Below are 22,909 nucleotides of genomic sequence, written 5' to 3' on the forward strand. Positions count from 1 at the left end.
GATGCGCAGGGACCAACAGTGGCGCTCCGGGCCCGATGCCACCGCCCCCTCACCCCCCGACGATGCAGAAGGGATGCCCCGCCGGATCCGTCAGCACGCGCCATCGGCCCTCGTTCGGCTGCTGCTCCGGCCGGCCCGCTCCCAGCTCCAGCAGCCGGGCCTCCGCCTCCGCCAGGTCCGCGACCCGGAAGCAGCAGTGCAGTTGCTGGGGCACGTCCTGGCCGGGCCAGTTGGGAGCCCGGTAGTCGTCGACCCGCTGGAAGCCGAGGGAGAGTCCGTCCCCACCGCCCAGAGAGGCGAAGTCGGCGTTCGACCTCGGGTGCGGTTCGAGGCCGGTGGCCGCCTGGTAGAACGCCGAAAGCGCGAGAGGGTCAGGGCAGTCCAGGGTTATGGCGCTCAACTTCATCTGTATCGACATGCCGCCTCCCGGCTGATCATCGGTGGACACTCGCGATCACCCTAGAAGTGCTCCGGCCCAAAATCGTTCGACTGACAGGCCGAACGCGGCCATGCTCCGCACACGTGACGACTTCGCAGCAGTCCCTGGTCCGTGCCGCCGCCCGTAACAACGCCGAGTGGTGTGCGGCGATGTGCCGGGTGCACGGCGTGGCGGGTGAGTTCGGGGGCCAGGCGTGGGCCGCCGCGGGGCGGACGCCGGTCTACTACCCCGACGCGGTGACGCTGGAGCCGGGCGCCGACCCGGACGCGCTCGTGGCACGCGTCGACCGGGGCTCTCCCGGTGCCTCGGTCAAGGACAGCTTCGCCGATCTCGACCTGGCGGAGGCCGGGTTCCGGGTGCTGTTCGAGGCGCAGTGGATTCACCGTCCGGCCACAGCGGCCGTGCCCGCCCGTCCACGGGAACCGGCGGATCTCGCATGGGACGTGGCGAGCGACCCGGAGACGCTGCGCGCCTGGGCACTGGCCTGGGACGGCGGCGCCGGGAACGCCGGCCTCTTCCGGGACGGGCTGCTCGCCGATCCGGAGACGTTCGTGATCGCGGGACGGTCCGGTGACGGGCGGGTCGTCGCCGGCGCGGTGGCCACCCGTAGCGAGCACGTGGTCGGCGTCTCCAACGTCTTCGGGCGGGACGGCGGGCCCGACGCGGCCTGGCCGGTCGTGCTGCGCGCGCTCGACCGGCTCTTTCCCGCCCTGCCCGTGGTCGGGTACGAGAGCGGCGACGACCTGGAGGCCGCCGTCCGGCAGGGCTTCGAGCCGGTCGGCCCGTTGCGGGTGTGGCTGCACGGCGGGTAGCGGAGACGGGGCCCGCCTCCGCTACCGCGGCTTGTACGCGAGGAACGTGCCGGTCTGCCGCTTGGTCCCCTCCTCCGGCTCCTGCACCACACGTGTCGTGACGACCAGCCCGGCCCGGTGCAGCAGTTCGGCGATCCGGTCCGGCGGCAGCAGGTACGACTCGTAGGACACCGGGTGGTCGCCGTAGGCGTGCGACGGGCGCAGGTGCTCGCCGCCGCCCACCGGGCCGGCCAGCATCAGCCGGCCGCCGGGCGCGAGGGTGCGGTGGAACTCGGCGAACACGGTCGGCAGCCACTGCGGCGGGGTGTGGTGGGTGGAGTAGTACGCCAGGATGCCGCCGAGTTCGCCGCTGCCGGTCTCCAGCGCGGTCATCGAGCCGACGGTGAAGCGGAGATCCGGGTACGCCGCCCGGGCCAGCTCGACCATCTCCGGCGACACGTCGACGCCGAACACCGTTACTCCCAGCGCGGCCAGGTGAGCCGTCACCTTGCCCGGCCCACAGCCCAGGTCGGCCACCGGCCCGGGGTGCGGCGGCCGTACGAGCTCGGCGAAGGCGGCCAGCATCGCGCGCGACACCGGGTCCAGCTCCGCCGGCTCCTTGACGAGCCGGGCGTAGTCGGCGGCGACGGTGTCGTAGGACTCTCGGACGGCGGTGAGGTGGGAGGGCTCGGTCATGCCGTGAAGGTAGACGACAGGGCTGGCAGGGCCGGGCTGTCACGCCGGGCGAGTACCTGCTGGTCCCCCGCCCGTACGCCCGGCCCGTACCCCTCAGCCGTACGCCCCGGCCCGTACTCCGACGCCAGTACGCCGCTTTACTCCGCCCGTAAGACGCCACCGCCACCCCCCGCCCGGCACGGTGACAGCGTGAAGCCGAAGCAGAAGCCGCACCCGATTCCGAAACTCGGCCGCCCGGCGCGCCGGGCCGTTCTCGTCGTCCACGTCATCGCCTCCGCCGCCTGGCTCGGGCTCACGCTCGGGCTGCTCGCACTCGGCGCCACCGCGGCCACCACCGGTTCCGCCGTGACCGTGGAGTCGTCCGTCCGGGCCATGAAGCTCTTCGCCGACTGGCTCCTGCTCCCCGTCGCGTTCCTCACGCTGCTCAGCGGACTGGTGCTGTCCCTGGGTACGCCGTGGGGACTCGCCCGGCACCGCTGGGTCTGCACGAAGTTCTGGCTGACCCTGGCCACGACCACCGCCACGGTGTTCGCCCTGCGCCCCGGGGTGAACTCCGCGGTCACCGCAGTCGCCGCGGGCGGGCCCCTGCCCGATGCGGGTGACGTGCTGTTCGGGCCGGTCGTCTCGCTGTCCGCCTACGTCTTCATGACGGTGATCTCCGTCCTGAAGCCCTGGGGGCTGACCAGGCGGGGCAGGAGGCTGCGGGAGCCCGCTCGGCGTGCTCTGCAGAGCGCCTAAGGCGGCAATCAATTTGCCTAATACTATTAGGCAGATGCACACTCCCTTATGGCAGAAGGGAGTGACCGTATGGCACGCGTAGGACTGACACCGGAACGGCTGACTCGGGCAGGTGCCGAGCTGGCCGACGAGGTCGGCTTCGAGCAGGTGACCGTCTCGGCGCTCGCCCGCCGGTTCGACGTCAAGGTCGCGAGCCTGTACTCGCACGTGAAGAACTCCCAGGACCTCAGGACCCGCATCGCCCTGCTCGCGCTCACGGAACTGGCCGACCGGGCCGCCGACGCCCTGGCCGGCCGGGCCGGCAAGGAAGCCCTGGCCGCCCTGGCGAACGTCTACCGCGACTACGCCCGGGAGCACCCCGGCCGCTACGCCGCCGCCCAGCTGCGGCTGGATCCCCAGACGGCGGCGGCGAGCGCCGGTGTCCGGCACGCGCAGATGACCCGGGCGCTGCTGCGCGGCTACGACCTGACGGAACCGGACCAGACCCACGCGGTCCGGCTGCTGGGCAGCGTCTTCCACGGCTACGTCAGCCTGGAGATGGGCGGCGGGTTCAGCCACAGCGCCCCCGACACCGACGCCACCTGGACCCGGATCCTCGACGCCCTCGACACGCTGCTGCGGAACTGGCCCACGCCCCCCACCGACCCCCGAGGCTGACACCATGCACATCGAGCACGACTGGATCACCACCCCCCTCACAGCCGACCTGCTGCGCGGCGCCCTCGACCTGGAGCGCACCGGACACGGGCTGCTCCCGCACCGGCTGCCCGCCCGGGCCCGCGCGCAGAACACCAACGCCCAGCTGGCCATGGCCGAGGCCCAGCCGTCCGGCGTACGGCTGGCGTTCCGTACCGCCGCGACCGCCGTCGAGCTGGACACGCTGCGCACCAAGCGCGACTACGCCGGCTTCCCGCCCCGGCCGGACGGCCTGTACGACCTGCTCGTCGACGGCCGGCCGGCCGGTCAGGCCTCCGGGACGGGCGGCAACGTCCTCACGATCGACATGGCCACCTGGGGCGGCGAGGTCACGCCGGGCCCGGTCGGTACCGTCCGCTTCACCGGCCTGCCCGCGCGCGAGAAGGACGTCGAGATCTGGCTGCCGCACAACGAGACCACCGAGCTCGTCGCCCTGCGCACCGACGCGCCCGTGGAGCCCGTGCCGGACCGGGGCCGCCGGGTGTGGCTGCACCACGGCAGTTCGATCAGTCACGGCTCCGACGCCGCGAGCCCCACCGCCATCTGGCCCGCGATCGCCGCGTCGCTCGGCGGTGTGGAACTGGTCAACCTCGGTCTCGGCGGCAGCGCGATGCTCGACCCGTTCACCGCGCGTGCCATGCGGGACACCCCGGCCGACCTGATCAGCGTGAAGATCGGCATCAACATCGTCAATGGGGACGTGATGCGGCTGCGCGCGTTCGGTCCGGCCGTGCACGGTTTCCTCGACACGATCCGCGACGGGCACCCCGACGCCCCGCTGCTGGTCGTCTCCTCCATCCACTGCGCCATCCACGAGACCACGCCCGGGCCCACGGCCCCGGACGTCGGCGCGCTCGGTGAGGGCAGGCTGCGGTTCGCCGCGATGGGCGACCCGGCGGAGGTGCCGGCCGGGAAGCTGACGCTCGGCGTCATCCGGGAGGAACTTTCCCGCATCGTCCGGCAGCGCGCCGCCGACGACCCCAACATCCACTACCTCGACGGCCTCGATCTCTACGGCCTGTCCGACGCGGCCCGGCTCCCCCTCCCCGACGAGGTCCACCCGGACGCCGCCACCCACCGCCACATCGGCGAACGCTTCCACGCGCTGGCCTTCACCGAGGGCGGCCCCTTCGCGGCGGGTTCATGACGTAGTACGGCAGGTCATCGCCGGGGCGAACACCCACTTTTTTGTGGGTACTTGGCAGCGGGCCGGCTTGGGGCGAACCTGGTGGTGGGCCGTCGGAGAGGCGCCGGACACCGAAGGGACGGAGGTGAACGCGGGCGTCAGGAGGCCGACCGGGTGGCCTGCGTCTCGGCCAGCTTCTCCAGGCGCCGGTAGCCCCAGTCGGACAGCGGGGCCAGTGCCTCCGCGAGTTCGCGGCCGAACGGGGTCAGGGAGTAGACCGTCTTCGGCGGCAGCACGTCGTACACCTCGCGGCGCACCAGCCCGTCCGTCTCCATCTCCCGCATCGCCTGGGTCAGCACCTTCTCGGTGAGGCCCGGCAGCCGCCGGCGCAGTTCCGCCGGGCGGTGCGGGCCCGACTCCAGCAGCCAGAGCAGGGTCGTCTTCCACTTGCCGTCGATCACGGCGATCGCGGCGGTCACTCCGCAGACGTTCGGGTCCTGCCGCCGGCGCGTCATCCTTCAGCCCCATTCATCATCAATTGTGCATGCCTGCAAGGGAGTTCAAGCGTGTCCATGTACAGCACATCCTCATCCCCGGAACATTCCGCCCGGCCCGCCGTCACCGTCCTCGGTCTCGGCCCGATGGGCCGCGCCCTGGCCGGTGCCCTCCTGGACGCGGGACTGCCGACCACGGTCTGGAACCGCACTCCGGGCAGAGACCGGGAACTCGTCGAACGGGGAGCGGTGGGCGCCGGCTCGGCGGCTGAGGCAGCCGCCGCCGGTGAGGTGGTCATCGTCTGCGTGGTGAACTACGACGCCGTCGACGCCGTCCTGCGCCAGGACGACGTCGCCGCCGCCCTCAAGGGCCGCACGGTGGTGAACCTGACCGCCGACACCCCGGCCAGGGCCCGCGACACCGCCGGCTGGGCCGCCGCGCACGGCGTCCGCTACCTGGACGGCGCAATCATGACCCCGACGACGACCATCGGCACGCCCGACTCCGTGTTCCTGCACAGCGGGCCGGCGGACCTCTACGAGGAACTGGCGCCCGTGCGCCGGGCGCTGGGCGGCACCCACACCCACCTCGGCGAGGAGACCGGCCGGGCCGCGGCCTACGACATCGCCCTGCTCGACATCTTCTGGACGGCGATGGCGGGCTACGCGCACGCCCTGGCGGTGGCCCGCGCCGAGGGCGTCACCGCCGGCGAGCTGGCGCCCTTCGCCCAGGGCATCGGCGCGATCCTGCCGCCGCTGTTCGCCGAGACCGCGGCGGACGCCGACGCCGGCACGTACTCCGGCGAGGGCAACCCGCTCACCTCGGCCGTGTCGTCGATGGCCCACGTCGTCCACGTCTCCGAGGCCCACGGCATCGACGCCGGCGTCATGCGCGCGGCCGAGGGCATGGCCCGCCGCACGATCGGGCTCGGCCACGGGACGGACGGTTTCATCCGGATCGCGGAGGTCATCGGGCGGAGGTGAGCCCTCACAAGGGCCGGGCCTGCTCGGCCGGCCCGGCCCGGGCGGCGCCGCGCGCCTAGAACGGCAACGGCCGCCCCCGCACCACATCCAGCCGTGACACCGCCCGTGTCAGCACCACGTAGAGCCGGTGCAGCCCCCGTTCCTCCGCCTCGGCGATCGTCGCCGGCTCGACGGCCACGACATGGTCGTACTCGAGGCCCTTGACGACGCTCGCCGGCACCAGGGAAACCCGCGCGCCGAGTTCCTCCGGACCCGCCGCGTCGAGGCCGGCCGCGTCCAGGGCCGCCCGGATCCGGGGCACGTCCGTGTCCGCCGCGACGACCCCGACGGAGCCCTCCCGCCCGAGTGCGTCCCGTACGGCCTCCACGACCGCGCCGGGCACGCCGTCCGGGGCCGTCTCGCGCATCCGCAGCTCCCCGTCCCCGCGCAGCGAACAGGCGGCCGGCACGTCCACGTCGAGCCGCTCCAGCAGCCGGTTGGCGAGGGCGACGACCGCACGCGGCACGCGGAAGCCGGTGGTCAGCTCGACCACGGCCGCGTCCGGTTTCCCCAGGTGCGCCAGGACCGTCCGCCACGACCGCGCCGCCCACGGTGTCGTCCCCTGCGCCAGGTCGCCCAGTACCGTCAGCGAGCCGAAGCGCGCCCGGCGGGCGATGGCCCGGCACTCCATCGGTGACAGGTCCTGCGCCTCGTCGACGACGACATGCCCGTATCCCTCCGGGTGCTCGATCAGCCCGGCGACCTCGTCCAGGAGCACCAGATCGGCGGCCGACCAGCGCGCCGACTTCCACGACCGGGGCGGCTTGCGCCACAGCAGCGCCCGCTGCTCGCCGGGGTCCAGCAGCCCGTCGGCGGCCTCCGCCAGCACCCCGGGATCGCCGAGCAGTCCGGCCACGACCTCCTCGGGCCGCACCCGGGGCCAGACGGCGTCGACGTACGCGGACACCGGCCGCGCCCGCTCGATCCGGCGCACCCAGGCGCCGGGGGGTGGCCCGGCCCGCCGTTCGGCCTGCTCGCGCAGGCACCGCACGATCCGCGCCCGCACCCGCTCCCGCCCGACCCCGTACGGCGGTTCCTCCTCCCGTACGTCCGCCACGATCCGCTCCAGCGTCTGCGCCGGCACCCGCCAGCGGTACGACCCGTCCGGCACCGCGAGGGACCCGGCCCCTTCCGCGCGCACCCTGGCGTACAGCGCCCGCCGCAGCACCTCGGCCATCCGGGCGTCGTGCTTGACGACGGCGGCCGCCGGCTCGTCACGGCCCCTGGCCGGATGCCGCGCGATCTCCTCGGCCGGCGTCGACTGCCGCACACCGGTCTCGCCGAGGGACGGCAGCACCTCCGCGATGTACGACAGGAAGGTGCGGTTGGGCCCGAGGATCAGCAGGCCGCCGCGCCGGATGCGCTGCGGGTGCGTGTAGAGCAGGTACGCGGCCCGGTGCAGCCCGACGGCGGTCTTGCCGGTGCCGGGCGCCCCTTGCACGCACACCGACACCGCCAGGTCCCCGCGTACGAGGTCGTCCTGCTCGGGCTGGATGGTCGCGGCGATGTCCCGCATGGGCCCGACGCGCGGCCGTTCGATCTCCCGGGCGACGATCTCGCTGGTCCGCGCCTCGCCCTGCCCCAGGTGCTCGTCCTCCAGGCCGGTGAGGTCGGCGGAGTCGCCCCGGCTGCCGGGCGCCCACCCGAACCGCCGGCGCACGGCGACGCCCTGCGGGTCGCGGGCCGAGGCCTGGTAGAAGGCGCGCGAGACGGGCGCACGCCAGTCGACGACGAGGGGCGGTTCGGCCGGATGCTCGGAGATCCGCAGCCGCCCGATGTGCAACTGCCCGTCCTCCGCCTGCAAGGCCCCGAAGAACAAGGGCCCCTCGGGCAGTTCACGCAGCGCCTTGGCCTGGCTGCGCAGCCGGTACCCGAGCACCTCGGCATCGGCGCCGGACGCGGACACGTCCTCCCCGATGACGACCTGCTCCCCGGCCCCCTCGACCATCGCGGCGAGGGCGGCCCGGCAGCGCTCGTGGTGGGCGCGCTCACGGTCGAGGACGTGCTGAAGGGCAGGCTCGGTCGACGTCATTCCATAGAGCGTACAGCGAAAAAGCAACCAAGTTAAATTTATTACTGCGTCTCAAATCACTGGGTGGCACTCCGGATGCCGGGCGGCAGCCCCGCCGCCAGCCACCCGAACGCCCGCTCCGCCGCCGCCACCGCGTCCGCCCGTACGTCCGCCACCCGCTCGCCCGCCGCGATCCGCCGCCAGTTCTCCATCGCGAGGATCCGCCGCACGGCCATGATCTGCCCGGCCGCGAGCCGTGCGTCCAGGTCACCTCCGAGCACCTCGGCGAGCGCGGCCTCGGACCTCTCCTGATGCGTGTGCGCCCGGGCGACCAGGGAGGGTGTCCCGTAGAGCAGCCGGTGGAAGGCGAGCACCCGGGGATCGTCGTTGAGCCCGGTCACGGGATCGCACCGCTCCAGCCCCGCCAGGAAGTGCCGCCGCAGCGCCTCCACGGGATCCCCCTCGGCCTCCGCCACCACCCGCGCGGCCTCGCCCTCGTGGTCGGCGATCCGGTGCAGGACCAGATCCTCCTTCGCCGGGAAGTACCGGAACAGCGTCGGCTTGGAGATCTCGGCCGCCGCCGCCACCTCGGCGACGGACACCGCGTCGAACCCCTTCTCCAGGAAGAGCCGGATCGCGATGTCCGACACGACCTGGTACATCCGCTGCTTCTTGCGCTCCCGCAGCCCGCTCTCACTCATGCGGCGAGCCTACGCAGTACAGCGAGGCGGGAGGCCGCGTCAGGACGTGTGCCAGCGGACCAGCGCGGCCATGATCTGCGCACGGCTCGGCACCTGTGCCAGGCCCAGCGGCTGTGCGGCGGCGGTGAGGATCTTCTGGAGCTTGCCGGCGGCCACGGGCAGGGCCACCCAGTTGAAGGCCGCGTCCTCGCGCAGGGACAGCGACACCCGGATGACATCCGTGAAGACCGACTGCGCCCGCTTGAAGTCGAGGAGCAGCGGCAGGTCCCGCTCCCACCCGGACGAGCTGCCCGGCCGGATCCGCTCGACCAGGTCGCACCACTCGCGGACCATACGGCTCTCCTGGTCGACCGGGTAGCGCATCAGGTAGAGGTGGGTGGCCAGGTCGTAGAGCGGGTCGCCCAGCATCGCCAGCTCCCAGTCGATGGCCCAGAGCCGGCCCTTCGGGTCGAGGACGAAGTTCTCCCGGTGCAGATCCGCGTGCAGGAGACAGAACGGGCGCTCCTGGAGCCCCAGCACGTGCTTCCTCAGGAAGGTGAACGATTCGTCCGAGATACCGAGCGCGTGGAACAGGCCGGCGAACACCGTGTGGTTCTTCCGGTAGACCTGCTCCTCGACGAAGACGATCAGACGTTCCAGGAAGTCGTCGCTGCGCCCGTCCTCGGCGCGGTCCTTGTCCTCACAGCGCCGCTCCACACTCAGCATGTCCGGCGTGACCCGCACCATCTCCCGGAAGAGGTCGACGATCTGGTCGAACACCGCGTCGGGAACCCGCCGCCCGGGCCGCCGTTGCTCGCCGAGCGTCCGCCCCTCGATGAAGCCCTGGAATCCCATGCCGGCGACATCGACGATGCCGGGGACGCGGGTGATGTGCTCCTGGAGGGCGCGCAGCAGCGCCTCCTCCGACTTGAAGCACCTCCGGTCGAACCACAGGATCTCGGAGCGCGGCTCACGGACCTTGACGGTTCGTGTCCCACCGGGCAACGCGAGGACGTAGGTCTCGTGGTGGTACCCCTTGAGCGGCCCCTTGACCAGGCTCGGGTCGCCGCTCATCTCGACTGCTCGCTGCCGAGCACCGGAGACCGATGGGGGTGTCATTGGGTGGTTCAGCCTGCCCCGGTGGTGCGGATGGTGTAAGGGGGAAGGCACGTTACTCCACCGGACGCCGTCATCAGGGGAGAACCGGGCTATCGGTCCGAACTCCCCACTCCCAGGTGAACCGGCGCCCCCGGGCGACAGGCTCGCCCGCCCGGACACCCCCTAGCCGCGCAGCAACGCCAGCACCGGCTCAAGGGACTCGATCACGACGTCGGCTCCCGCCTCCTTGAGGATCTTGGCCTTCCGGGGGTTGCTCGCGTAGCCGAGGAACGGCACCCCGGCACGGGCGGCGGCCTCGCGGTCCGGCGGGGTGTCGCCGATCATCAGGGCATCGGCCGGGGCGGCACCCATGGCGTTCAGCGCCCGGTTGAGGCAGTGGGGGTCCGGCTTCAGGTGGTGCAGTTCCGGGGTGCGGCCGTAGATGTGGGGGGCGAAGCAGCCGACGAGACCCCGGCTTTCGAGGTACTTGCGCACCACCCGCGGGGAGTTGTTGGTGGTGATCGCGAGGCCGGAGCCCACCGCCGACCAGGTGCGTATCAGCGGGTCCGCGTACGGGGTCGGCATCGCCGAGGACGCGGCCCGCAGCTCCTCCTGGGTGAGGCGTTCCTCCAGCTCCGCGACGAGGTCGCTGCCGGGATGCCGGCGGTCCACGGCGCGCAGGACGACCTGCGGGTCGAGCGACTCGCGTTCCGTCTCCGTCAGCAGGCCGTGCAGCCCCCGGCCCTCCAGCCAGGACACCAGGTCGCCCGCCACGCCGTCCGCCGAGTGCCTGGCGAACAGCCGGCAGATGGGCCCGTCGAAGTCCCACAGCACGACACGGGCACCTTTGATCAGATTCGGAAGGTGGTACTGATCGTTCTCGTTCTCGACTGTCGTCGAACCAGTCTGCGTCGTATCAGGAGTCACTAGGAGAGTGTCAGGTCCGTGGTGATGGTTTCCCAGAGGGCGTCGAACCACTTCTGGGATTCCTGCACGAAAGCCGCGTCCCGCAGGCCCGCCCGCTTCACGAAGGAGAAGAGCAGGGACTGCGAGCCGAGGACGTCGTACATGTCCAGCGTCTGGCTGCCCCACTCCTCCGCTCGCCTGGTCAGCATGTAGTAGCCGATCAGCGCTTCCTCCCCGTTGAGCAGGTACAGCTTCACCGGCGGGGTGAAGGGCAGCGCCCGGAACGTGACGTGCACGTCGATGCCGTGCGTGGAGCGCAGGGCGAGCAGGTTGTGCTGGAGGACCTGACCCTGGGCGTTGCGCATGGCCAGCCAGCGCTTGTGGACCGGATTGTCGTCGCCGTGCGCCTCGACGGGCACCGGGAAGGCCAGCTCGATGTCCCGGGAGGGCACCAGGATGCGGACGTCGATCGACTCGGGGTGGATGCGGCCCTCGTGGATCAGGCGGAGCGGCTCACCGATGGCGACCATCAGGGTCTCCGCGGTGTGGCAGACGACGTCGACGCGGACCCGGCGGGCCGAGAACGCCTCGGTGAGCCGCGGCGCCAGGCCCACCATCGTCGGCTGGGGCTCGCCGCGGGCCGGGGCGGGCGCGGCGATCCGCGGCGGGCTGCCCTTGCTGACGTTGGTGAGGAGACCGTCCTCCTGGAGCGCCCGCAGGGCCTGGCGGACGGCGCCGCGTTCCACGCCGAACTCCTCCGCCAGTTCGGCCTGGGTGGGCAGGCGGTCGCCCGGCCTGAGCTCACCGGCGCGGATACGTTCCCGCAGGTTGTCGGCGATCTTCTGGGGCGACTGCCTGCTGCTGCCGTTCACTGCCACGCTCTCCTGGGTCACGACCAAACGCTACAACTCTGATCCATCTGACGGGAGTTGTTTGAAAGTTGTTTATTACTAGTAGCCAAGTGGGGACAACTTAATCAGAGTTGGTTGCCAACTTACTTGAGTTGGCGGAAGTTTTGCTTCCGAAGGGGGAACCCAGATGCCTGCCCTCGCTCTCCTCTCCGCCGCGTTCGTCGTCGCCTTCGAGCAGCTCGTGCAGTGGAAGTACGGTCCGGCCGGAATCGTCGGGCTGATCCTTCTCACCGTGGGCATCAAGGCCAAGAGCCCGGCCGTCAGCTCCGCGGGAGCGGTCGTGCTCGCGCTGCTGATGACGGGCCCCGTCCGATGACCTCAGCTCGTGAGCACCAGCTCCGAACTGATCGTCTCCCACAGTGCGTTGAACCACAGGTGCGACTGCTCGACGAACGTCGTGTCGCGCAGGCCGGGGCCCTGCTGGAAGGAGAACAGCATCGACTGGGTGCCCTGGGCGTCGTACATCTCCAGGTGCTCGTGGTCGATCTCGGCCTCCCGGCGCATCAGCGTGTAGTACGCGAACAGCGCCTCGGTGTTGTTGAGCAGGTACAGCTTCACCGGCGGGGTGAAGGGCAGCGCCCGGAACGTGACGTGCACGTCGATGCCGTGCGTGGAGCGCAGGGCCAGGAGGTTGTGCTGGAGGACCTGGCCCTGGGCGTTGCGCATCGCCAGCCACCTCTCGTGCACCCAGTCGTCGTCGCGGCCCTCGACCGGCACAGGGAAGGCGAGGTCGATGTCCCGGCTCGGCAGCAGGACCCGGACGTCGACCTTGGCCGGTTTCAGCCGTCCCGCGTGGATCTGCCGCAGCGGCTCACCGATGGCGAGCGTGAGGGAGATGGACGTCAGGCACACGGCGTCTATCTCGACGTGCTCCGCTGCGAAGGCCGCCGCGATCCGGGGCGCGAGGGCCACCGTGGTGGGCAGGGGCGGGGCTTGCGGGCCGGTCAGCGCCCTGGCGGGGTCGGGGGCGACGGTCGCCGGGCTGCCCTTGGACACGTTGGTGAGCAGCCGCTCGGACTGGAGGACGCGCAGGGCCTGGCGTACGGCACCGCGCTCGACGCCGAACTCGTGGGCCAGCTGGGCCTGGGTGGGCATGCGTTCGCCCGGCCGCAGCGCTCCTGACCTGATCCGGGCGCGCAGTTCGTCGGCCACCTCGTGATGTGTCCTCTGTGGCCGTTGCGACCTCTTCCGTCCAGTGACGGGGGCGTGTTCCGGGTCCACAACAAAACAGTACAACTTCCCGCCATCTTCCGGCAGTTCAGCACCAGGTGGTTATGAGCCGCTTCCAAGCGGAGATAAGTACAGTGAAGTTGGTCGCCAACTTGAGCGACATGGTCAGACCTTCAAGGGGTTGGCCATCCACCGTGGGGCTCCCTTCCGGAGGGGAGCCGGGAGCCCCGGCCGGTCGGCGTTCACGCCGGTCGGCCCGACCGCACAACAACCACAACCGAACAGCTCGCTACGGATGCGGGATCCCTGTCGTCGGCGGAAGGAGGGCGGCTCAGAATATGTCCGGGCACCACGGCCGCCTGGACGTACGCAGCAGGGCGTCGGCCTTCCGGGCGGCGCCCGCTCGTTCTTCCCGGACCCGGCCCAGCGCCGCCAGCCGCACCGCCGACTCGTCGCCGAGCCACAGCGCCCCCAACTCGACCAGCCCGAGCGCGAGGTCCGCGCTCTCGGTGGTCGGCGTACAGGACGCCCCGGCGGCCGAGGCCTCCAGCCGGTAGCGCCCGCCGGTCAGACCGTCCACCCCCGCGACCTCCAGCACCAGCGTCCCCTCCCCCTCGTACGTCCGCGCCTCAAGCGCCCGTACGACGTCGAGGATCCGCACCCACAGCCAGTCCGCCAGCGAGGTGATCCTGGCCGCCCGCGGATCCGGCAACAGGAACGGGAGCAGGTCGTCGGGAGCCCGCCAGCCGCTCTTGACCGTCACGACCCAGTCGATGGAGCACAGGTACCGCCACAGGGCGCGCTCCGCGGCCGGGGTCGCGCCGAGCAGCCACTTCACGGTGGCCGTGTTCAACGGCTGCTTGGCGTCACCCCAGTTGTCGTCGACCTCGTAGGCGGCCATGCCCTCGACCTCGCCGGACGCCGAGCGGTACACGGCGAAGAAGGGGAGCTTCCACGACGGGTCGAACCGCAGCGCGCCGGTGTTGAGCCTCCACCACACCTCGTCGCGGGTGATGACACCGGGCTGGGCGCGGCGCAGCCGCTCGTGCAGTTCCGGGCCGAGCTTGCGGACATCCTCGCCGTCCACCAGGTCGACCCGCCCGCCGTCCGCCGGACCCGCCCAGCGGGCGTCGAGACCGGCGCGCGGCACGTCGACCGTCCACTCCGACATCCAGGTCGCCGGCCCGAAGCCGTACCGGCCGTAGATCGGGTACTCGGCGGCGATCAGCGTCGCGACGACGTCCCCGCGCTCCTTCGCGGCCGCCAGGTCCCGCGCCATCATCCGGCTGAGCAGCCCGCGACGGCGGTGCGTGGCGGTGACGGTGACCCCCGTGATGGCATCGGCCCGGACACTCGCCCCGCCCACGGCCGTGAGCTCCTGGTCGAAGGACTTGAAGGTCGCCACACACCGGCCCCCGTCGAAAGCACCGAGGTAACGGCCGGGGACGAACTGCCGGCGTCGCCCCTCGATCTCCTCCTCGGACGGGGCCGGCGCCCGCAGGAAGCCGGTGCTCACGGCACGCAGCCACTCGGTGAACTCGGCTTCGGTGATCGGGCGTACGTCGATGCCGTCGGCACGGGGAGCGGGGGTCATGGCATCACGCTAGGCGGAGGGCCGGTCGGTGTCGCGTAAATATCCGACCGCCGGCCCTCCCGGGCCCGCGGAGCCTCACACGAGCAGGTCGTCGACCTGGGCCTCCCCCTCGCGGTACCGGCGCGCGATCTCCGCGCTGCACTCGTCGGCCGTCCGCTGGAGCCGCTGCCGCCGCCGGGAGACCTGCTGCTCGTAGCGCACGAGCCGCCCCATCGCGGTGTTCAGCTCCAGGTCCGTGCGGGCGTCCAGGTCGGACAGCTCGACCTCGGCGAGCATCTCCGCGGCCAGCCGCCGGTACTCCTCGCCCTGCGGCGTCCCCAGGGTCAGATGGCGGGCGGAGGAGCGATGCCGGGCCGGGGCGTCCCGCAGGATCTCCGCGAGCCGCTCCACGACGGACGCCTCCGCGGGCGCGGCGACGGAGGCCGCGCCCACCGGGGTACGCCGCGTCAGTTCCGCCCGCAGGATGTCGATCCGCCCCTGGAGCAGCCGCCGTACGTAGCTGAGGTCGGCTTCGTCGCGCTGGGCGTCACGGCGCAGCGTGCGCAGCTCGGGCAGGCTCAGCGCGGCCAGCTCGCGCTCGGGAGCGTCCGAGGGCAGCGGCGGGCTGTCGGTGCGCTGTGTGGGCGGCCGGTGGTACTCCGCCGCCCCGGTCCCCGTGTGGCTGGACCAGACAGCCCCCAGCGGATGTCCGGTACTGGATGTGCTCATGTGCCTCAACCGTCCCCTCGACCGGTGTGTGAAAGCATCGTGCCACCCCAAGTGGCCGCTATGGGAACGAGTGCCCCCGATAGACCCCAGATGGGCGGTTAAGCAGCAAAATACGGCCGTGCGCGGCCTGTTGGGGCCCTGAGCAAACCACCCTTTCGGGCCATGCGCGAACCACCCGCGGTCTCATGTTCACCGCCCTGCATGATGGACGTATGCGAGCAGTGGTGCAGAGGGTGGACGGCGCGAGCGTCGTCGTGGACGGCGAGACCGTAGGGGCGATCGAGGGCGAGGGGCTGTGCGTCCTCGTCGGCGTCACGCACGAGGACACCAAGGAGAAGGCGGCCCAGCTGGCCCGCAAGCTCTGGTCGGTCCGCATGCTGCACGACGAGAAGTCGTGCAGCGACATCGACGCCCCGCTCCTGGTGATCAGCCAGTTCACCCTCTACGGCGACGCCCGCAAGGGCCGCCGCCCCACCTGGAACGCCGCAGCCCCCGGCGACGTCGCCGAGCCCCTCGTCGACGAGGTGGTCGCCCAGCTGCGCTCGCTGGGCGCGACGGTGGCCACGGGCCGCTTCGGCGCGGCCATGCGCGTATCACTGACGAACGACGGACCGTTCACCGTGCTGATCGAGATCTGACCCGAAAGAACGACAAGCTCTACGGCTCGACGACGACTTCCTGGGCCGCGGCCGTGTCACCGGCCACCAGCGGCGCGTTCACGGCCACGTTCCGCTTCACCAAGGCGAGGGCGACCGGCCCCAGCTCGTGGTGGCGTGCGGAGGTCGTGATGAAGCCGATCTTCCGGCCGTCGGGACCGTCGTCCGCGAGCCGGACCTCGGTGCCGGCCACCGGCAGGTGGACCTCGCTGCCGTCCAGGTGCAGGAAGACCAGCCGGCGCGGCGGCTTGCCCAGGTTCTGCACCCGGGCGACCGTCTCCTGGCCCCGGTAGCAGCCCTTCTGCAGGTGCACCGCCGAGCCGATCCAGCCCAGCTCGTGCGGGATCGTGCGGTGGTCGGTCTCGAAGCCGAGCCGGGGCCGGTGCTGCTCCACGCGCAGCGCCTCGTAGGCCAGGATCCCGGCGGGCGGCCCGGCCTGCGCGGCGTACGCCTCCAGGTCGGCGCGGGGCAGGAACAGGTCCCGGCCGTACGGCGTCTCCCGGACGACGACGCCCTGCGGCACCTCGGCGATGGAGCCGGCCGGCAGGTGCACCACCGCGATGTCGGCGGTCCGGTCGGCGACCTCGACCCGGTAGAAGAACTTCATGGACTCCAGGTACGCGATCAGCGCTTCCTGGGTGCCCGGCTCCACGTGGGCCCAGGACGTCTCGCCGTCGTCGACGAGGTACAGCGCGTGCTCGATGTGGCCGTTCGCGGAGAGGATCAGCGCCTCGGTGGCCTGGCCCGCCGGGAGCTCGCTGACGTGCTGGGTGAGCAGCAGGTGCAGCCAGGCGAGCCGGTCCTCGCCGGTGACGGCGACGACCCCGCGGTGCGAGAGGTCCACGAAGCCGGTGCCGTCGGCGAGGGCGCGCTGCTCGCGGAACAGGTCGCCGTAGTGGGCGGCGACGCCTTCGTCCACGCCCTCGGCGGGGACGGCGCCGGGCAGGGTCAGCAGGGGGCTCTTCATATCCGTAAGCCTACGACTCGGTAGTTGAAGCCTTGAGGGTGCAGTCCTCGCACCGGCCGAAGATCGCGAAGTGCTTCATGTCGGTGTCGAACCCGAACGTCTGCCGCAGCTTCGCGGTGAACTCGGCGGCCACGGAGACGTCCGCCTCGATGACGTTCTGGCAGTCGCGGCAGACCAGGTGGAGGTGGTGGTGCCGGTCCGCGAGGTGGTACGTCGGCGCCCCGTGCCCCAGATGGGCGTGGCTGACCAGGCCGAGCTCCTCCAGCAGCTCCAGCGTCCGGTACACCGTGGAAATGTTGACCCCCGACGCCGTCTTCCTCACTTCCACGAGGATGTCGTCGGGGGTCGCGTGCTCAAGGGTGTCCACGGCTTCGAGCACGAGTTGCCGCTGCGGGGTCAGCCGGTAACCGCGCTGCCGCAGATCGCTCTTCCAGTCGGTGCTCACCACACCGGCCAGTCTAGGACTACTTGAAGAAAGCGATCCCGTCGTCCGGCATGTCGTCGGGCAGGGCCTTGGCCCAGCGCTCGACCTCCTCCGGCGTGACGACCTTCTTCAGGTGGGCCGACATGTAGGGGCGCAACTCGACCTCGGGGGTCTGCTTCTCGCCCACCCACATCAGGTCGCTCTTGACGTAGCCGTAGAGCCGCTTGCCGCCGGTGTAGGGCTGGGAGGCGGCGGTGCGGGCCACCGCGTCCGTCACGAGGTCGATCTGCGGCTTCTTGTCGGCCAGCTCGCCGTACCAGATCTCGATGACACCGTCGTCGCGGGTCATCGTCACCTCGACCTTGCGCTCGGCGTCGATCCGCCAGAAGCCGTGCTCGGACTCCAGCGGCCGGACCTTGTTGCCGTCCTTGTCCAGCACCCAGCTGTGGGAGCGGTACTCGAGGAAGTCCCGGCCGTCGTGGGTGAAGGCGACCTCCTGCCCGAAGTTGCACTTCTCGGAGCCGGGGAAGTCGTGCACACCGGCCCCGGCCCAGTTGCCGAGCAGGAAGGCGAGCGGGACGAGGTCCTTGTGGAGGTCGGACGGGATCTCGATCATGGGAACTTCCTAGACGGGGATCAGCGCTGGCCCTGGTACAGCTTCTTCACGGTCAGTCCGGCGAAGGCGAGGACGCCGACGGCGACCAGGACCAACAGGATTTCGAAGAAAAGCTCCACGGGGTGCTCCTTGAGCGGGGTGCGGATGTGTGCACGGGGCCGCGCCCAGCTTACGCGGGCCCCTTCGGCACTACGATTCCGGCTATGGCGAAGAAGCTGGTGATCAAGGTGACGGCGGGGGCCGACGCCCCCGAGCGGTGCTCCCAGGCGTTCACGGTCGCGGCGGTGGCCGTGGCGAGCGGGGTGGACGTCTCTCTGTGGCTGACCGGCGAGTCCGCCTGGTTCGCCCTGCCCGGTCGCGCCGCCGAGTTCGAGCTGCCGCACGCGGCCCCGCTCCCCGACCTGCTCGACTCGGTGCTGGCCGCCGGCCGCGTCACGCTGTGCACGCAGTGCGCGGCCCGCCGCGACATCACGGAGCAGGACGTCCTCAAGGGCATCCGCATCGCCGGCGCCCAGGTCTTCGTGCAGGAGGCGATGGCGGAGGAGACCCAGGCGCTCGTCTACTGAGACTCCGTGTACAGGCAGAACGGGTGCCCGGCCGGGTCCAGGAGCACCCGGACGTCGTCCTGCGGCTGGAAGGCGGCGAGACGCGCCCCGGCGGCGACGGCCCGCGCGGTCTCCTTCGCCAGGTCGTCGACCTCGATGTCGAGGTGGATCATCATCTGCTGCCGGTCCGGGCCGCTCGGCCAGACAGGCGGCACGTACGCGGGCTCGGTCTGGAAGGACAGCCCCGTACCGCCGTCCGGTGGCCGGATGTGCACCCAGTCCGGGCCGTCCTCGCCCGGCCGTACCGCCCAGCCGGGCAGCAGCCGCAGGTAGAAGTCCGCCAGCTCACGGGCGTTCGGTGCGTCCAGTGTCGCCGCCGTCAGGCGCATGGGCCCTCCCCCTGGCCGGTTCAGCGTCCGCGCTTCTTGCCGTCCAGTTCGTCCCACCACTCGTCGGACGTGGGGTCGCCGGAGGGATCGTCCCACCAGCGGTCCTCGGGGCCCCGGCGGTTCGCGACCATCGCGGCGGCGGGCGGGATGACCATGGCCACCACGCACATCCCCACGGCCACGGGGATGGACCACAGCCGCACGACGCCCCAGGCCAGGACGAAGAGGCCGATGCAGCCGCCCATCATCGCGAAGTACGTGCGCCGCCGTCGTGCGTACATACACCCAGCGTAGGTCCGGACAGGCCGAAGGGCCGCACCCCAGGCGTCCAACCCGTGGGATGCGGCCCCTCCTGGCACTGCCGCCGTCAGACGGCGATCGCGACCTCCGCCAGGCCGCCCTTCTGGGCGACGACCGTGCGGTCGGCGGTGGCGCCGGGCACGAGGGCGCGGACGGTCCAGGTGCCCTCGGCCGCGTAGAAGCGGAACTGTCCGGTCGCCGAGGTCGGCACCTCGGCCGTGAACTCGCCGGTCGAGTCCAGCAGACGGACGTAGCCCGTCACCGGCTCGCCGTCCTTGGTCACCTGACCCTGGATGGTGGTCTCACCGGGCTTGATCGTCGAGGCGTCCGGGCCGCCGGCCTTCGCTCCACACATGTCGTACTCCTGAAGAGAGGTCTTGAGAGGTCGGTCGGTTTGCTTACTTGTTGGCGCCGAGCTCGATCGGCACGCCCACCAGGGAGCCGTACTCGGTCCAGGAGCCGTCGTAGTTCTTGACGTTCTCCACACCGAGCAGCTCGTGCAGGACGAACCAGGTCAGCGCGGAGCGCTCACCGATACGGCAGTAGGCGATGGTGTCCTTGGCCAGGTCGACGCTCTCCGCGGCGTAGAGCTCCTTGAGCTCCTCGTCCGACTTGAAGGTGCCGTCGTCGTTGGCGTTCTTGGACCACGGGATGTTGCGAGCGCTCGGCACGTGGCCGGGGCGCTGGGACTGCTCCTGCGGCAGGTGGGCCGGGGCGAGAAGCTTGCCGGAGAACTCGTCGGGCGAACGCACGTCGACGAGGTTCTGCGAACCGATGGCCGCCACCACGTCGTCGCGGAAGGCACGGATGGACGTGTCCTGGGCCTTGGCCTTGTAGTCCGTCTTCGGACGCTCCGGCACCTCGTCGCCGGCGACCAGCTCGCGGGCGTCGAGCTCCCACTTCTTGCGGCCGCCGTCGAGGAGCTTGACGTTCTCGTGGCCGTACAGCTTGAAGTACCAGTACGCGTAGGAGGCGAACCAGTTGTTGTTGCCGCCGTAGAGGACCACGGTGTGGTCGTTGGCGATGCCCTTCTCCGACAGGAGCTTCTCGAAGCCCTCCTGGTCGACGAAGTCACGGCGGACCGGGTCCTGCAGGTCCTTGGTCCAGTCGATCCGGATGGCGTTCCGGATGTGGTTCTTCTCGTAGGCGGACGTGTCCTCGTCCACCTCGACGATGGCGATGGTCGGGTCGTCCAGGTGCTCCTGGAGCCAGTCGGCGTCGACCAGGACGTCGCTGCGGCTCATGCTCTTTCTCCTCCGGGGCAGTTGCGGCGGGGCGTGCGAGATCTGCGGGGCGCGCCCATGACGAGGGCGGCGCACAGGTGCCCTTGGTGCGGGGCGGCGGGGATGCGCGCGTCGGCGCATGGGCCGACGCGGTCGCTCAGAAGGTGCGACAGAGCATGGCGGCGACGCGGCACAGGTCTACTGCCCGCCGCTTCGTGAGATCCGCCTGTCGCTTCATGCCGTCGATCGTAGGGACGGTCGGGCACGCGTGTCACCGGTGTGTCGCATACTGAGACGCGAAAATCCACCATGTGGGATCGCGGCCGTTCGCGGAGGTGCGGGACAAGGCTTGTGCCCGAATGTATCCGCCGTCACATCTGCGCTACGGACATCACCGTCTCGCCCACCGGACACGCCGGGTCCGGTCCGTCTGGCGGCTTCCCTACCCGGCCAGGCGGACGTTGGAACCCTTCACCGTGATCTCGACGCCGTTCGGCGCGGCCTGGACCTTGTCCAGCTGGATGCCGCCGGGCAGGCCGTCGATCTTCTGCTGGAAGTCGGTGATGGCCCGGACGCGGGACTCGGCGATGTCGACGCCGCCGAACTTGGGCAGGCCGTCGGCCTTCACCCGCACGGTGCCGTCGGTCACCGTCACCGAGCTGAGCACGGAGACCGGTTCGGGCAGCTTGGTGCCGAGGACGGTGGCCTCCACGGTGACCTTGATCTTGCCGTTGCCGCCGTCGGAGAGGCCGACGACGTTGGCGGTGACGCCCGGGGCGACCTGGGTGGGCTCGGACTTCGCCGTCTTCAGCAGCTCGTCGTAGGCGATGGTCGCGGTGCCGGTGGCGCTGGTGGCGGTGGCGGAGCTGTAGTCGCCGGAGAACTCGACGCCGCGCATGTCGGCCCGGAGGTCGTCGATACGGATCTTCTCGGCGCCGTTGCCCGCGGCGGCCTCGTAGTCGGTGATGCCGACCTCGATGTCGTCCAGGGAGCCGCCGACGACCTGCGTGAGGAACGGGAAGCCCTTGATGGACACGTCCGGGGTGGCGGAGAGGTTCTCGGTGGTCTTCAGGCGGTCGGCGGCCTCGCCCTCGGCGAAGTTCACGGCGACGCGGTCGGCGATCACGAAGAGCCCGCCCAGGATCACGACGACGATCAGCAGTATTCGCAGTGCGCGCATGCGGTGTTTCCCCCACCTAGGCGGTTGGACGGCGGTCCGGTGTTCGACGACCGAGCGGCCGTCCTTGCGTGAGGGTAACTCCGTGGGAGGCGGGGGCTCCGGGTTTGTCGATCATCTGTGACAGGTCAGGCACCCGGCGTGGGTGCCCGGGCCGGGTGGGTCCGCAGCCCGGCGGAACGGGGTGCCTCCCCCAAGCTCTCGGCTTCGCTCGAGCAGGGGGACCCCCATCGCCCACCCGTGCCGCCCTTAGCGGCACGATTGCCCGCAGCTGAGTGCGCCCGCACCCGCCGACGGCGAGAAGGGGACGTGTCGGGGGGTGTCCGCCCGCAGCGGTTGGCGCGTCAACGCCAGTCAGTCGGTGTGTGACCCCATCGCGCCGTTCCGAGGACGGACACCCCCCGGCGCGGCCCCGACCCACCACCCGGCGTCAGGCGCTAGACCAGGGCCCGTCCGAGTACGTAGATCGCCGGGGCCGCTGCGGACAGGGGCAGGGACACGCCCGCCGTGAAGTGGACGAAGCGGGACGGGTAGTCGTAGCCGGCGACTCGGTGGCCGATCAGGGCACAGACCGCCGCGCCCGCGCCCAGGAGGGCGCCCGCCGTGCCCAGGCCCGTCAGCGAGCCGGCCGCGGCACCGCCGCCCGCACCCGCGAGCAGCGCCACCACCACCGACGCCGGGGTCGGCAGCGGCAGGGCACGGGCCAGGACCGTGACCGCCACCGCGATCGCACCCACGGTCACCGCGTCCGCCTCGGCCGCGAGGTACCCGCCCGCCACGATCGCCAGCGCCGACGCCGCGACCGTCGCCATCAGGCCGTACATCCGCTCGTCCGGATCGGCGTGCGACCGCAGCTGCAGCACCAGCGCCAGCACCACCCACACCCCGAGCGTGCCCAGGATCGCCGAGGGCGAGCGGTCCGACGCCAGCAGCGCCGCGTCCGCGGCCAGCGCGCCCGCGAAGCCCAGTGCAATGCCCTGCCGCGCCGGCCACATCCCGTTCAGCCGGAACCAGCCCGCCGCGGTGACGGCCTGGAGGACGACGAGCGGCACCAGCAGCGCATACGTGCCGACCGCCGCCGCGCCCGCCAGCAACAGCCCCAGCAGCGCCGTCAGCGCGGCCGGCTGCATCCCGGGCTCGATGATCGGCGACCGCCCTTCCGCCCGAGCCCGCTGCGCGTCAGTGACACGCGGGTTCCCGCCGACGGTGGCCGGACCGTACTCGGCGGCGGAAGCGGCGGAAGCAGGTGCAGGAGCGGGAGCAGGGGTGGGAGCAGGAGCCCCGTACCCCTGCGGCGGCAGATACGCCGTCTCCTCCGCCGCCGTCACCTGCGCGGACACCGGCGACTGGGTCTGCGTCTCCCAGGTCTGTCCCTGCCACTGCTGCGTGTACTGCTGACCGGCGTACGGGTCGTCGTACCCCTGATGCGCTTGCGGGTACGCCTGGTGCCCTTGCTGGTACCCCTGCTGCCCGTAGGGGTCGTATCCCTCGTAGCCGTCGTACGGCTGGTTGGTCGGCTGGTTGGTCATCG

Annotated in this window: 29 protein-coding genes; 8 read left to right on the plus strand and 21 right to left on the minus strand. The window is 71.4% G+C overall.

The features are described 5' to 3' along the window. Window positions 1-49: 49 nt before the first annotated feature. Window positions 50-418 carry a VOC family protein gene (locus ACH4G3_RS31525; protein ID WP_397627692.1) on the minus strand — a complete coding sequence of 123 codons (369 nt, stop codon included), beginning with the start codon at window positions 416-418 and terminating at the stop codon, window positions 50-52. 104 nt (window positions 419-522) lie between these two features. Here ACH4G3_RS31525 and ACH4G3_RS31530 point away from each other — a divergent pair, with 104 nt between their 5' ends. Beyond that, window positions 523-1,251 (plus strand): hypothetical protein, encoded by a 729-nt coding sequence (locus ACH4G3_RS31530; RefSeq protein WP_397627693.1) that lies wholly within the window; start codon window positions 523-525, stop codon window positions 1,249-1,251. A 21-nt stretch (window positions 1,252-1,272) separates the two neighbouring features. Here ACH4G3_RS31530 and ACH4G3_RS31535 read toward each other — a convergent pair whose 3' ends face one another. Then, window positions 1,273-1,926, minus strand: a complete 654-nt coding sequence (locus ACH4G3_RS31535) for a class I SAM-dependent methyltransferase (RefSeq protein ID WP_397627694.1) — start codon at window positions 1,924-1,926, stop codon at window positions 1,273-1,275. A gap of 189 nt (window positions 1,927-2,115) precedes the next feature. On the opposite strand from ACH4G3_RS31535, the gene ACH4G3_RS31540 reads away from it, so the two are divergent. The 3 genes from ACH4G3_RS31540 (at window position 2,116) to ACH4G3_RS31550 (ending at window position 4,507) form a co-directional block, all read left to right on the plus strand. Next, entirely contained in the window at window positions 2,116-2,664 is a 549-nt protein-coding gene (locus ACH4G3_RS31540; protein WP_397627695.1) for a DUF2269 family protein, read from the plus strand. A 69-nt stretch (window positions 2,665-2,733) separates the two neighbouring features. Then, a complete protein-coding gene (locus ACH4G3_RS31545) occupies window positions 2,734-3,321 on the plus strand; it encodes a TetR/AcrR family transcriptional regulator (RefSeq protein ID WP_397627696.1) in 588 nt (195 codons plus the stop codon). 4 nt (window positions 3,322-3,325) lie between these two features. Further along, a complete protein-coding gene (locus ACH4G3_RS31550; protein ID WP_397627697.1) occupies window positions 3,326-4,507 on the plus strand; it encodes a GDSL-type esterase/lipase family protein in 1,182 nt (393 codons plus the stop codon). A gap of 137 nt (window positions 4,508-4,644) precedes the next feature. Here ACH4G3_RS31550 and ACH4G3_RS31555 read toward each other — a convergent pair whose 3' ends face one another. Next, on the minus strand, window positions 4,645-5,001 hold the full coding sequence (locus tag ACH4G3_RS31555; protein ID WP_397627698.1) for a winged helix-turn-helix transcriptional regulator: 357 nt from the start codon (window positions 4,999-5,001) through the stop codon (window positions 4,645-4,647). A 57-nt stretch (window positions 5,002-5,058) separates the two neighbouring features. On the opposite strand from ACH4G3_RS31555, the gene ACH4G3_RS31560 reads away from it, so the two are divergent. Continuing rightward, a complete protein-coding gene (locus ACH4G3_RS31560) occupies window positions 5,059-5,964 on the plus strand; it encodes an NAD(P)-dependent oxidoreductase (RefSeq protein ID WP_397627699.1) in 906 nt (301 codons plus the stop codon). A 55-nt stretch (window positions 5,965-6,019) separates the two neighbouring features. On the opposite strand, the gene ACH4G3_RS31565 is transcribed toward ACH4G3_RS31560, so the two are convergent. The 5 genes from ACH4G3_RS31565 to ACH4G3_RS31585 form a co-directional block, all read right to left on the minus strand. Then, entirely contained in the window at window positions 6,020-8,035 is a 2,016-nt protein-coding gene (locus ACH4G3_RS31565; protein ID WP_397627700.1) for a HelD family protein, read from the minus strand. A 56-nt stretch (window positions 8,036-8,091) separates the two neighbouring features. Next, a complete protein-coding gene (locus tag ACH4G3_RS31570) occupies window positions 8,092-8,715 on the minus strand; it encodes a TetR family transcriptional regulator (RefSeq protein ID WP_397627701.1) in 624 nt (207 codons plus the stop codon). A 39-nt stretch (window positions 8,716-8,754) separates the two neighbouring features. Beyond that, window positions 8,755-9,768: a phosphotransferase gene (locus ACH4G3_RS31575; RefSeq protein WP_397627702.1), complete on the minus strand. Its 1,014-nt coding sequence runs from the start codon at window positions 9,766-9,768 to the stop codon at window positions 8,755-8,757. A 207-nt stretch (window positions 9,769-9,975) separates the two neighbouring features. Beyond that, a complete protein-coding gene (locus tag ACH4G3_RS31580) occupies window positions 9,976-10,626 on the minus strand; it encodes an HAD family hydrolase (protein ID WP_397627703.1) in 651 nt (216 codons plus the stop codon). Window positions 10,627-10,718: 92 nt separating this feature from the next. Next, window positions 10,719-11,597, minus strand: a complete 879-nt coding sequence (locus ACH4G3_RS31585) for a winged helix-turn-helix domain-containing protein (protein ID WP_397627704.1) — start codon at window positions 11,595-11,597, stop codon at window positions 10,719-10,721. A 139-nt stretch (window positions 11,598-11,736) separates the two neighbouring features. Between ACH4G3_RS31585 and ACH4G3_RS31590 the strand changes: the two genes are divergently transcribed. Then, window positions 11,737-11,925, plus strand: a complete 189-nt coding sequence (locus ACH4G3_RS31590) for a hypothetical protein (protein WP_020273448.1) — start codon at window positions 11,737-11,739, stop codon at window positions 11,923-11,925. A 2-nt stretch (window positions 11,926-11,927) separates the two neighbouring features. On the opposite strand, the gene ACH4G3_RS31595 is transcribed toward ACH4G3_RS31590, so the two are convergent. The 3 genes from ACH4G3_RS31595 to ACH4G3_RS31605 form a co-directional block, all read right to left on the minus strand. Beyond that, window positions 11,928-12,845, minus strand: coding sequence for a FadR/GntR family transcriptional regulator (locus ACH4G3_RS31595; RefSeq protein ID WP_397627705.1), 918 nt, complete (start codon window positions 12,843-12,845; stop codon window positions 11,928-11,930). A 265-nt stretch (window positions 12,846-13,110) separates the two neighbouring features. Next, a complete protein-coding gene (locus ACH4G3_RS31600; protein WP_397627706.1) occupies window positions 13,111-14,373 on the minus strand; it encodes a GNAT family N-acetyltransferase in 1,263 nt (420 codons plus the stop codon). A 75-nt stretch (window positions 14,374-14,448) separates the two neighbouring features. Then, entirely contained in the window at window positions 14,449-15,081 is a 633-nt protein-coding gene (locus ACH4G3_RS31605) for an RsiG family protein (protein ID WP_397627707.1), read from the minus strand. 212 nt (window positions 15,082-15,293) lie between these two features. Between ACH4G3_RS31605 and dtd the strand changes: the two genes are divergently transcribed. Beyond that, window positions 15,294-15,719, plus strand: a complete 426-nt coding sequence (gene dtd / locus ACH4G3_RS31610) for a D-aminoacyl-tRNA deacylase (protein ID WP_010036184.1) — start codon at window positions 15,294-15,296, stop codon at window positions 15,717-15,719. A 19-nt stretch (window positions 15,720-15,738) separates the two neighbouring features. On the opposite strand, the gene ygfZ is transcribed toward dtd, so the two are convergent. Genes ygfZ through ACH4G3_RS31625 form a run of 3 tightly spaced genes read right to left on the minus strand, consistent with a single transcriptional unit; the run spans window position 15,739 to window position 17,744 of the window. Continuing rightward, window positions 15,739-16,704, minus strand: coding sequence for a CAF17-like 4Fe-4S cluster assembly/insertion protein YgfZ (gene ygfZ / locus ACH4G3_RS31615; RefSeq protein ID WP_397627708.1), 966 nt, complete (start codon window positions 16,702-16,704; stop codon window positions 15,739-15,741). Between the two features lie 10 nt (window positions 16,705-16,714). Further along, on the minus strand, window positions 16,715-17,152 hold the full coding sequence (locus tag ACH4G3_RS31620; protein ID WP_010036186.1) for a Fur family transcriptional regulator: 438 nt from the start codon (window positions 17,150-17,152) through the stop codon (window positions 16,715-16,717). 16 nt (window positions 17,153-17,168) lie between these two features. After that, a complete protein-coding gene (locus ACH4G3_RS31625; protein ID WP_010036187.1) occupies window positions 17,169-17,744 on the minus strand; it encodes a heme-binding beta-barrel domain-containing protein in 576 nt (191 codons plus the stop codon). 203 nt (window positions 17,745-17,947) lie between these two features. Between ACH4G3_RS31625 and ACH4G3_RS31630 the strand changes: the two genes are divergently transcribed. Continuing rightward, complete coding sequence (locus tag ACH4G3_RS31630) at window positions 17,948-18,310, plus strand: DsrE family protein (RefSeq protein WP_397627709.1); 363 nt, start codon at window positions 17,948-17,950, stop codon at window positions 18,308-18,310. On the opposite strand, the gene ACH4G3_RS31635 is transcribed toward ACH4G3_RS31630, so the two are convergent. The 7 genes from ACH4G3_RS31635 to ACH4G3_RS31665 all read right to left on the minus strand — a co-directional run bounded on the left by ACH4G3_RS31635 (window position 18,304) and on the right by ACH4G3_RS31665 (window position 22,907). Continuing rightward, window positions 18,304-18,678, minus strand: coding sequence for a VOC family protein (locus ACH4G3_RS31635; RefSeq protein ID WP_397627710.1), 375 nt, complete (start codon window positions 18,676-18,678; stop codon window positions 18,304-18,306). The genes ACH4G3_RS31630 and ACH4G3_RS31635 overlap by 7 nt on opposite strands. Window positions 18,679-18,698: 20 nt before the next feature. Next, window positions 18,699-18,959 carry a DUF3099 domain-containing protein gene (locus tag ACH4G3_RS31640; RefSeq protein WP_397627711.1) on the minus strand — a complete coding sequence of 87 codons (261 nt, stop codon included), beginning with the start codon at window positions 18,957-18,959 and terminating at the stop codon, window positions 18,699-18,701. 86 nt (window positions 18,960-19,045) lie between these two features. Next, window positions 19,046-19,333 carry a DUF1416 domain-containing protein gene (locus tag ACH4G3_RS31645; protein ID WP_010036201.1) on the minus strand — a complete coding sequence of 96 codons (288 nt, stop codon included), beginning with the start codon at window positions 19,331-19,333 and terminating at the stop codon, window positions 19,046-19,048. Between the two features lie 43 nt (window positions 19,334-19,376). After that, the gene (locus tag ACH4G3_RS31650) at window positions 19,377-20,222 is read right to left on the minus strand and encodes a sulfurtransferase (RefSeq protein WP_307176040.1); all 846 of its coding nucleotides are present in this window, start codon (window positions 20,220-20,222) and stop codon (window positions 19,377-19,379) included. Between the two features lie 136 nt (window positions 20,223-20,358). Then, window positions 20,359-20,439 (minus strand): putative leader peptide, encoded by an 81-nt coding sequence (locus ACH4G3_RS31655; RefSeq protein WP_350310325.1) that lies wholly within the window; start codon window positions 20,437-20,439, stop codon window positions 20,359-20,361. A gap of 204 nt (window positions 20,440-20,643) precedes the next feature. Next, window positions 20,644-21,381, minus strand: coding sequence for an LmeA family phospholipid-binding protein (locus tag ACH4G3_RS31660; RefSeq protein WP_397627712.1), 738 nt, complete (start codon window positions 21,379-21,381; stop codon window positions 20,644-20,646). 434 nt (window positions 21,382-21,815) lie between these two features. Continuing rightward, a complete protein-coding gene (locus ACH4G3_RS31665) occupies window positions 21,816-22,907 on the minus strand; it encodes a hypothetical protein (protein WP_397627713.1) in 1,092 nt (363 codons plus the stop codon). Between the last annotated feature and the right edge of the window lie 2 nt (window positions 22,908-22,909).

This window comes from Streptomyces afghaniensis, from assembly GCF_044327915.1.
Taxonomy (GTDB): Bacteria; Actinomycetota; Actinomycetes; order Streptomycetales; family Streptomycetaceae; genus Streptomyces; species Streptomyces afghaniensis.